6 protein-coding genes and 1 pseudogene are annotated in these 7,697 nt (G+C 72.4%); 2 read left to right on the top strand and 5 right to left on the bottom strand.

Annotated features, from left to right (window positions below; genetic code table 11):
• The coding region (locus OZN99_RS20600; RefSeq protein WP_270937134.1) for a bifunctional 3-(3-hydroxy-phenyl)propionate/3-hydroxycinnamic acid hydroxylase at positions 1-1,351 on the bottom strand (1,351 nt) is incomplete at its 3' end.
• 199 nt (positions 1,352-1,550) lie between these two features.
• Between OZN99_RS20600 and OZN99_RS20605 the strand changes: the two genes are divergently transcribed.
• Positions 1,551-2,267: a GntR family transcriptional regulator gene (locus tag OZN99_RS20605; protein WP_270937135.1), complete on the top strand. Its 717-nt coding sequence runs from the start codon at positions 1,551-1,553 to the stop codon at positions 2,265-2,267.
• 319 nt (positions 2,268-2,586) lie between these two features.
• Here the strand turns inward: OZN99_RS20605 and OZN99_RS20610 are convergent.
• Positions 2,587-2,976: pseudogene (locus tag OZN99_RS20610) on the bottom strand (transposase); the annotation flags it as partial.
• A gap of 345 nt (positions 2,977-3,321) precedes the next feature.
• Here OZN99_RS20610 and OZN99_RS20615 point away from each other — a divergent pair.
• Positions 3,322-4,239: a LysR family transcriptional regulator gene (locus tag OZN99_RS20615; protein WP_270937136.1), complete on the top strand. Its 918-nt coding sequence runs from the start codon at positions 3,322-3,324 to the stop codon at positions 4,237-4,239.
• 11 nt (positions 4,240-4,250) lie between these two features.
• On the opposite strand, the gene OZN99_RS20620 is transcribed toward OZN99_RS20615, so the two are convergent.
• The 3 genes from OZN99_RS20620 to OZN99_RS20630 all read right to left on the bottom strand — a co-directional run.
• On the bottom strand, positions 4,251-5,657 hold the full coding sequence (locus OZN99_RS20620) for an MmgE/PrpD family protein (RefSeq protein ID WP_270937137.1): 1,407 nt from the start codon (positions 5,655-5,657) through the stop codon (positions 4,251-4,253).
• A 72-nt stretch (positions 5,658-5,729) separates the two neighbouring features.
• A complete protein-coding gene (locus OZN99_RS20625) occupies positions 5,730-6,728 on the bottom strand; it encodes a Bug family tripartite tricarboxylate transporter substrate binding protein (RefSeq protein ID WP_270937138.1) in 999 nt (332 codons plus the stop codon).
• A gap of 40 nt (positions 6,729-6,768) precedes the next feature.
• Positions 6,769-7,697: electron transfer flavoprotein subunit alpha/FixB family protein (locus OZN99_RS20630; RefSeq protein WP_270937139.1), on the bottom strand; the 929-nt coding region annotated here is incomplete at its 5' end.

Raw genomic sequence — 7,697 nt, forward strand, 5'->3', positions numbered from 1 at the left:
CCGGCCCGGGCGCCTCGGCGAAGCGCCAGGCGCCAGGCGTGTCGGGGAAGTCCGCCGCGACGAACAGGCGCCAGCCGCCGCCGGTCACGCGGTCCATCCGCGCCCAGCCCTCGCCGCTGCGCACCCAGGGCTGCGGGAACAGGCTGCCCTGGGCGGGATGGGCGGGCGTGGCCATCAGGCCGGCCTCCAGCGGCGGCACGATCTCCTGCCGCGTCACCACCGGCGCGCGGCCGCCGCCCTGCGCGATCAGCGCGGCGTCGCGCGCACGCGCGGCATCCCGGTCGCGTTCGCAGATCTGCCGGCCGATCGCCTTGATGCGCGCGGTCAGCGTGCGGACATGCCGCCCGCGCTCCACCGCATAGCTGTCCAGCAGCGCCTCCGCCGCGCCATCGCGCACCGCCGCCAGCTTCCAGGCCAGGTTCGCCACGTCCCGCAGGCCCTGGCACATGCCCTGGCCGATGAAGGGCGGCTGCTGGTGCGCCGCATCGCCGGCGAGGAACACGCGCCCGCGGCGCCATTCCGTTGCGACCAGCGCGTGGAAGCGGTAGCTCGCCGCGCGCCAGAGCTCCGCGTCGCCGGGCGTCAGCCAGCGCGACAGCAGGCGCAGAACCACCTCGGGCTGCTGCATGGCCTGCGGATCCTCGCCGGGCAGCAGCATGATCTCGAAGCGGCGGTGGTTGCCCGGGCCGACGATGTAGGTGATCGGGCGCGCGGGATCGCAGAACTGCGCGGCGTTCACCGGCAGCTTCGCCAGCCCGGCCGGCGTGACGCGCAGGTCCACCACCAGCCAGGGCTCGTCGAAGGCCAGGTCCTCGAAGCCGATGCCAAGGCTGCGGCGGACGAAGCTGGCGGCGCCGTCGCAGGCCACCACCTGGCCGGCCGTCACCACGCGGTCGGCGCCGGTCGCGTCGCGCAGGCGCAGGGCCACGCGGTCCGCGCAGGGCGCGATGGCGACCAGCTCCGTGCCGAGTTCCACCGTCACGCCCGGCAGCGCGGCGGCATGGGCACGCAGCGCCTCCTCCACCGGCGGCTGGCTGAACACCATCGTCGGCACGAAGCCCATCGGCCAGGGCTCGGGCACCATGTCGATGCGGCGGATCAGCTGGCCATTCGCGCCGAAATGGTCGGAGGGCGGGAAGGGCGCGGTGAAGGGCAGCACGGACTCGGCCACGCCCATGCCGTCGAACAGGCGCAGGATCTCGTGGTCGATCGCGATGGCGCGCGGCTTGCCGTAGACCTCCTGCGCGCGGTCCACCGCCAGCACGCCGAAGCCGGCCTGGCCCAGCAGCGCCGCCGCCACGGCGCCGCAGGGGCCGAAGCCGATCACGGCGATGTCGTGATGCGCGCTCATCCGGCCCGGCGTCGGGTTCCGGGAACGCCACCTGCGGCCGCCAGACCGTCTCTCGGCGGGTGCAGGCCGCGCCGGGGGATCACCGGAAATCCTTGCATGCGGAGCCTCCGCGGGGGTCGGCCAGGGCCATAGGGATGATGGACATTGCCCGCGATGTAAACCCGAATATATATATTTCCTGCGAAGCGGAGACGGATATATGCGGACTGCCCAGGGGCGTGTCGAGCCGGCCGGCATGCGCCCCGTCGCGGCCACCCATGCCAGCAGCGTTCACGAGCGCATCCGCGCCGACATCCTGGCTGGCCGGCTGCGGCCCGGTGCCCGGCTGCCGATCAAGGCGATGATGGCGCGCTACGAGGTGGGCCAGACCCCGCTGCGGGAGGCGCTGAACCGCCTGGCCGCCGACGGTCTGGTCGCCGCCGAGGACCAGCGCGGCTTCGCCGTGCCGGGGATCAGCGCCGACGAGTTGCAGGAACTGACGCGCACGCGCTGCTGGCTGGAGGAACGCGCGCTGCGCGAATCCATGGCCGCCGCGACCGAAGCCTGGGAGGAGGCGGTTCTGCTCGCCGGCCACCGCCTGCTGCGCACGCCGCGCGGCCTGGACAGCGAGGATCCGGCCGCCGAGGCGCCGTGGGAGGCGCGGCACCGCGAGTTCCACGACCTGCTGGTGGCGAATTGCGGATCGCGCTGGCTGATGGGCTTCTGCGCCCAGCTGACGGATCGGCACCAGCGCTACCGCAAGCTCGCCGCGCGCCGCGCCTTCCCGCACCGCGACGTGCGTGCCGAGCACCAGGCGATCATGGATGCGGTGCTGGCGCGCGACGCTGATGCGGCGGTGGCACGGCTGATGGCGCATTATGCCGTGACGGCGGAGATCATCCTGCACGACGAGAGCGTCTTCCCGTCGAAGAGCTGACGCCCGCCGCCGCGCCGTCAGTCGCTGCAGTAGGACCTGTCGCGAAAAGCGCAGCGCCCTGGTCCGCTGCGACTGCAGTGATCCGGCCCGGCGGTCTGCCCCGACGTCGGCCGCGAGGTCAGCATGAACAGCTGCCAGCCGGCCGCGCCGCACTCTGCGACCTCCGCCCGCAGACAGCCGAGGACGAGAACACAATCGACACGGTCCAGGACATGCTCATTCGGCTTGGGCAGATTCTTCGACTGGAGTTGACCCGGCAGCGGGTCGAGACAGGCCTTCAGGTGTACTTCTGCGACCCGCACAGTCCTTGGCAGCCCGCATCAGCCATCAGGTGCTTCAGCCACGGCCAGCGCTTGCGGAAAGCGCCGAGGATTGTCTGCGCGCCCGCGCTGTCCGACACGTCGGCGGGCGTGAGGTTCACCATCAGCAGTCGCCCATCGGTGTCCACGGCAACGTGGCGCTTGCGTCCGACGATCCGCTTGCCCCCATCGAAGCCGGGAGCCTCGGCAAACGGAGCCTTCACCGTCTGGCTGTCGCGCACGCGGTCCGTTCGGCTGGCCTCGCGCCCCGCCGCCTCGCGGTCGGGCACCAGCGTGACATCGTGGATCGTGCGGAACAGCAGTCACCGGACAAACCGTCGGAACCACCAGTAGACCGTCTGCCAAGGACCGAAGCGCACCGGCAGCATCCGCCAGCCGCGCGCGCTGCGGGTCCATCCCCATCTGCCGGATTCGCAGGTCGCCGGCCGGCGCGATCGCCCACCCACCGGCTGCGACGATTTCGTGCACCACCGCCTCGACACCCGCCGCGTCGATGTCAGCCACGCCGACGGCGGCCCCTTCCTGCGCGAAACGCAGCGACCCCACGCGCCCCATCCCCGACGCCGCCGCGATGACGACCCCGACCTTGCCCTTCAGGCGCATGCGCGTTGTTTTCCGTTTGGCTCGGGATGTCGTTCCCACCCGGCAATGCCCTTGCCCCGCCGTCCCGGAACTCCGACATTCCCGGCCTCCCGCGGCATGATCGCGGGAGAGAGACGGAGACGACGGTGACGATGGACCGGCTTCTGGCGATGGAAGCCTTCGTGCGGACCGTGGACACGGGCAGCATGTCGCGCGCGGCGACCCAGCTCGGCATCGCGAACGCCTCGGTCACCGGTCTCATGCGCAAGCTCGAGGCCCATCTCGGCGTGACGCTGCTGCAGCGCTCGACACGCTATGTCCGGATGACCGAGGAGGGCGCGCGCTATTACGAGCGCTGCCGATCCATCCTGGACCAGATCGGCGAGGCGGAGGCCGCGCTCAGCGACCGTGAACGCGGCGTCATCCGGCTGGAAACGCCCATCGCGGTCGGCCACCTCGTGCTGGGCCCCGCGCTTGCGAAATTCGCTATCCTCCACCCGGAGCTGCGCGTGGTCACGACGCTCAGCAACGAGGTGGATAACCTGATCAAGCGCGGAGTGGACGTCGCGATCCGGATGCAGGCGGTGGAGTCGGGCGAGTTGGTGGCGCGTCTGATCTATCGCGCCCGCTACGTACTTTGTGCAGCGCCCAGCTTCCTCCAGCAGCATGGCGAGCCGGCCTCGCCGCAGGAGATCTTGCCGAGGCAATGCCTCGGTTTCTCGGGCTCGCCGAGCGGCGACCTGCGCATCTGGCATTTCCGCCGCGGTGAGGAGCAGCACGCCGTGCGGCCCGAGGGCAATCTCTTCTTCAACAGCACCGATGCGCTGCTGCAGGCCTCCGCGCACGGCGCCGGGCTGATCTACGTGCTCGACGTGCTCGCCGAGCCCGCCTGCCGGCGTGGCGACCTCGTCCGGCTGCTGCCGGACTGGGAGACGGACGAGCAGACCTTCTACGCCGTCTATCTGCGCACGCGCTTTACCCCGCCCAAGGTGCGCTCCCTCGTCGACTTTCTCGCATCGCAGTTCGGCGCCACGCCGGATGCCGCGCCGGTGCCGATCCGCGCCCGCTGACGCCGCCCGCATCATCCCTCCGAGCGGGGCAGCGCCGCGAGCAGCTCCGCTGCGGAGCCGCCGCGCAGCGCAGCCAGCAGCCGCTCCCAGATGGGCGCCGCGTCATGGCCTGCTTGCCGCATGCAATCCTCGAACTTCGCGCGCACCCCGGCGGCATCCAGCACGGGTGCGGCGGTGCGGCGAACGACGATGGGGCCCTGCGGTCCCTCCGCCGTGATCTCCGCCGGGGGGTGGCCGGGCTTGTCCGGCATGGTCTCCACGATGTCGATGCGCTGCGCGAGCGCCAGCGCTTCCGGATCGCGCGTCACATGCGGCCCGAGCGCTGCGAGGTCCACGCGGCCGTGGGCGAGGGTGAAGGCAGTCATGAAGGGGATGCTGTACTTCGCGTCCTGCAGCGTCTCCGGCACGCGCCGCCCCTCGATCGGCCGGCAGAGCTTCGCTGCGGAAGCGTTCACCGCCACCGTGACGCGCCCCGTGCGCGGCGGCCCGCCCAGCCGACCGCGCAGCGCGAGCGCCGCTGCGACGTAGGGATGGGAGAGGCGGCAGCTCGGCCAGGGCTTCACCTCGGTCGCGAGCCAGGTCCAGCCGGGCCGGTCGAGCAGCGCCGCGCGCGTCGCCGCGCCCGGATCGCCGCCCAGATAGATGCGGAACATGCCCGCAGCGCCGTCGAGCGCGGTCTCCGGCCCGGTGACGCCGGCCCGCGCGAGCAGCGCCGCCTGTACCCCACCCATCGCGGCGAAGGCGGGATAGATCGAGCGCGCAGTGGAGCCTACGCCGAACCCCGCCTCCTTGCCGCCGGCGAGCTGCATGTAGGCGAGACCCAGCGCGGAGACGACCTGCTCCTCGTCCATGCCGAGCGTGATGCAGGCCGCGACACAGCCGCCGAGATAGCCGAAGAGCTGCGTCAGGAACCAGTCGGAGCCGGGTCCCTCCCCGCTCGGCGCACAGGCCTCTCCGAGCCGGCACATCACCTCGTTGCCGAGCGCCATGGCGGAGAGCACCGTCGCCGCGCTGGCGCCGGCCGGCTCGGCCACCGCCAAGGCGGCGTGCAGGGTCACCGTGGTGGGGTGCAGGCGCGCGACGTCGTGGATGTCGTCGAAGTCCAGCGCATGCGCCAGCGACGAGTTGGCGAAGGCCGCGGCGGCGGGCGGCAGGCGCTCCGGACCGCCGATCACGACGCTGGCGCCGCCGGCGGTGCCGAAGGACATCGCGTCGATCACCTCGCGGCAGATCGGCAGCGCTGGGCGGGCTGCGAGCGCGATGCCGAGGCTGTCGAGCGCGTGCAGTTCGGCCCGCGCCCGCACCTCCGTCGGAAGGCCGCGGCGGTGCCGGTCCAGAACCATGCGCGCCAGGGCGCGGCTCAGCGGCAAGGTGGAGAGCGGCGCCGCGCGCGGCGCCATCGCTGTGGCCGATGGCATCAGATCCTCCCTCCTTACATCGCGCCCGAAAACACCTGTCGCCGCGAGGGCAGGCTTGGCGCCGGCGTGCCTTTACTCATCCGCACGCGCGCCGGAGGCGCGGGCCACAGCACCCCACTTGTCCCACTCCGCCCGCAGGAAGGCCTGGGTCGCCGCCGGCGAGGGGAAGGTCATCGTCTCCAGTCCCTGTGAGGCGAAGCGCTCGCGGATCGGGGCAGCGCTTGCCGCTTCGGTGAGCGCCCCGTGCAGGCGCGCCAGGATTCCCTCGGGCGTGCGGGCGGGCGCCAGTACCGCCACCCAGTTCACGGCGACGACACCGGGCACGCCTGCCTCCGTAAAGGTCGGGACGTCGGGCAGCAGCGAGGTCCGTTCGTTCGACATCACGGCGAGCGGCCGCAGGCGGCCGTCGCGGATCAGGCCGAAGATCGCAGCGAGGTCCACGATCACGCCATGCACGTTGCCGCTCACCGTGTCGGTCGCAGCGGGTCCGCCGCCGCGGTAGGGGACGTGCGTGATGTTCTGGCTGACCTCGCGGCGCAGGATCTCGATGGCGAGATGCGCGAGCCCGCCGCTACCGGAGGAGGCGACGTTCACGGGCCCGCGCCGCGCCTCGGCCAGGAATTCCTGCAGGTTCCGCGCGCGCGTGCCGGGGCCGACGGCCAGAACGGACGGCGTCGCCGCGACAGTGGTGATGGCGGCGAAGTCGTTCCCTGTGTTGTAGCTGACATGCGCGCTGGTATGCGGCGCGATGACAAGCGGGCTCGAGCTCGCCAGGTAGAGCGTGTAGCCATCGGGCGCAGAACGCGCCACGAACTCCGCCGCGAGGGTCGCGTTCGCGCCGGGGCGGTTCTCGATGATGATGGGTTGGCCAAGAGTCTCCTGCACCCGCGGCTGCAGGATGCGCGCCGTCACGTCGTTGGAGCCGCCTGGCGGAAACCCGATGATCACCCGGATGGGCCGGCTGGGGTACTCCTGCGCGCGCGCTGGCACCGCAGGCAGCGCCAGCCCGCCCGCGGTCCCGAGCAGCAGCCGGCGCGACAGGCCGGAGCCGGTGGTGGTCGTTCTCGTCACGGGTCGTCCTCCCTCCTTGTTTCACATTGCGATGTCTGGTCTAGCCGTCCCGCAGCGTCTCGATCAGCCGCGGCAGCACGTCCTGCCAGGGTGCGACCACGCCGAGCTCGGCGAAGCGGAAGATGGCGGCCTCGGGGTCCGGGTTGATCGCTGCGATGCGGCTGTGCAGCGCGACGCCCGCGAGATGCTGCGGCGTGCCGGACATGCCGACCGCGAGATAGAGTTCCGGCGCGACATAGGCACCGGACTGGCCGACCTGCTGCGCCACGCTGGCCCATCCCGCATCCACTGCCGGCAGGCTCGCCCCCGTCGCCGCGCCGAGAAGGGCGGAGAGCTCGCCGAGTTTCGCGAAGCCTTCCGGGCCACCCATTCCGCGTCCGCCCGCCACCACGAGCCGGGCCGCGTCGACGCGCCTCGGTCGATCAGCGGCGGCGGGCCTGGCCTCGGGCAGGGGTACGTCGCCGCGGAGCGTCGCGTCGGAGACGATGTGCCGGATCTCGGGTGCGGCGACGGGGACCGGTGCCGCGCCAGGCCGGTGCATGGCGGCGAGGCAAATCTCCGCCTCGCTCGTCAGCACCAGTTCCGCCCGCCCGCCATAAGCCGCGCGCCGTGCGATCACGGTGCCCCCCTCGATAGCCACCGCCGCGCAGCGGCCGAGCGGCACGCCGTCGGCCCGCGACGCCAGCCGCGCGGCCAACTCCTCGCCGACCGCACCGGCGGGAAGGACCAACAGTGACGGCTCCGCCGTCTCCGCCAGTTCTGCTGCAAACAGCTGCAGGAGGTGATCCACCGGCGGTGAATCGGCCAGCGCGGCATGCGCGACGAGGCGGATCGTCGCCGCGCCGGCGCGCGCCGCCTCGGCGGCCGCGGCGTCGAGATGCTCCGCCTGGCCGAGCAAGAGCGCCTCCGCCCGCGTGCCGGCCGCTGCCGCGATCGCAGCGGCGGCGGCGACGGCGGCATACGGATCCG

It is taken from the genome of Falsiroseomonas oryzae (genome assembly GCF_027856955.1).
Classification (GTDB): Bacteria; Pseudomonadota; Alphaproteobacteria; order Acetobacterales; family Acetobacteraceae; genus Falsiroseomonas; species Falsiroseomonas oryzae.

Excerpts from the sequence above, each read along its gene's own strand:
- OZN99_RS20615 (WP_270937136.1), top strand. The coding sequence starts at position 3,322 with ATGGACCGGCTTCTGGCGATGGAAGCCTTCGTGCGGACCGTGGACACG.
- OZN99_RS20605 (WP_270937135.1), top strand. The coding sequence starts at position 1,551 with ATGCGGACTGCCCAGGGGCGTGTCGAGCCGGCCGGCATGCGCCCCGTC.
- OZN99_RS20620 (WP_270937137.1), bottom strand. The coding sequence starts at position 5,657 with ATGCCATCGGCCACAGCGATGGCGCCGCGCGCGGCGCCGCTCTCCACC.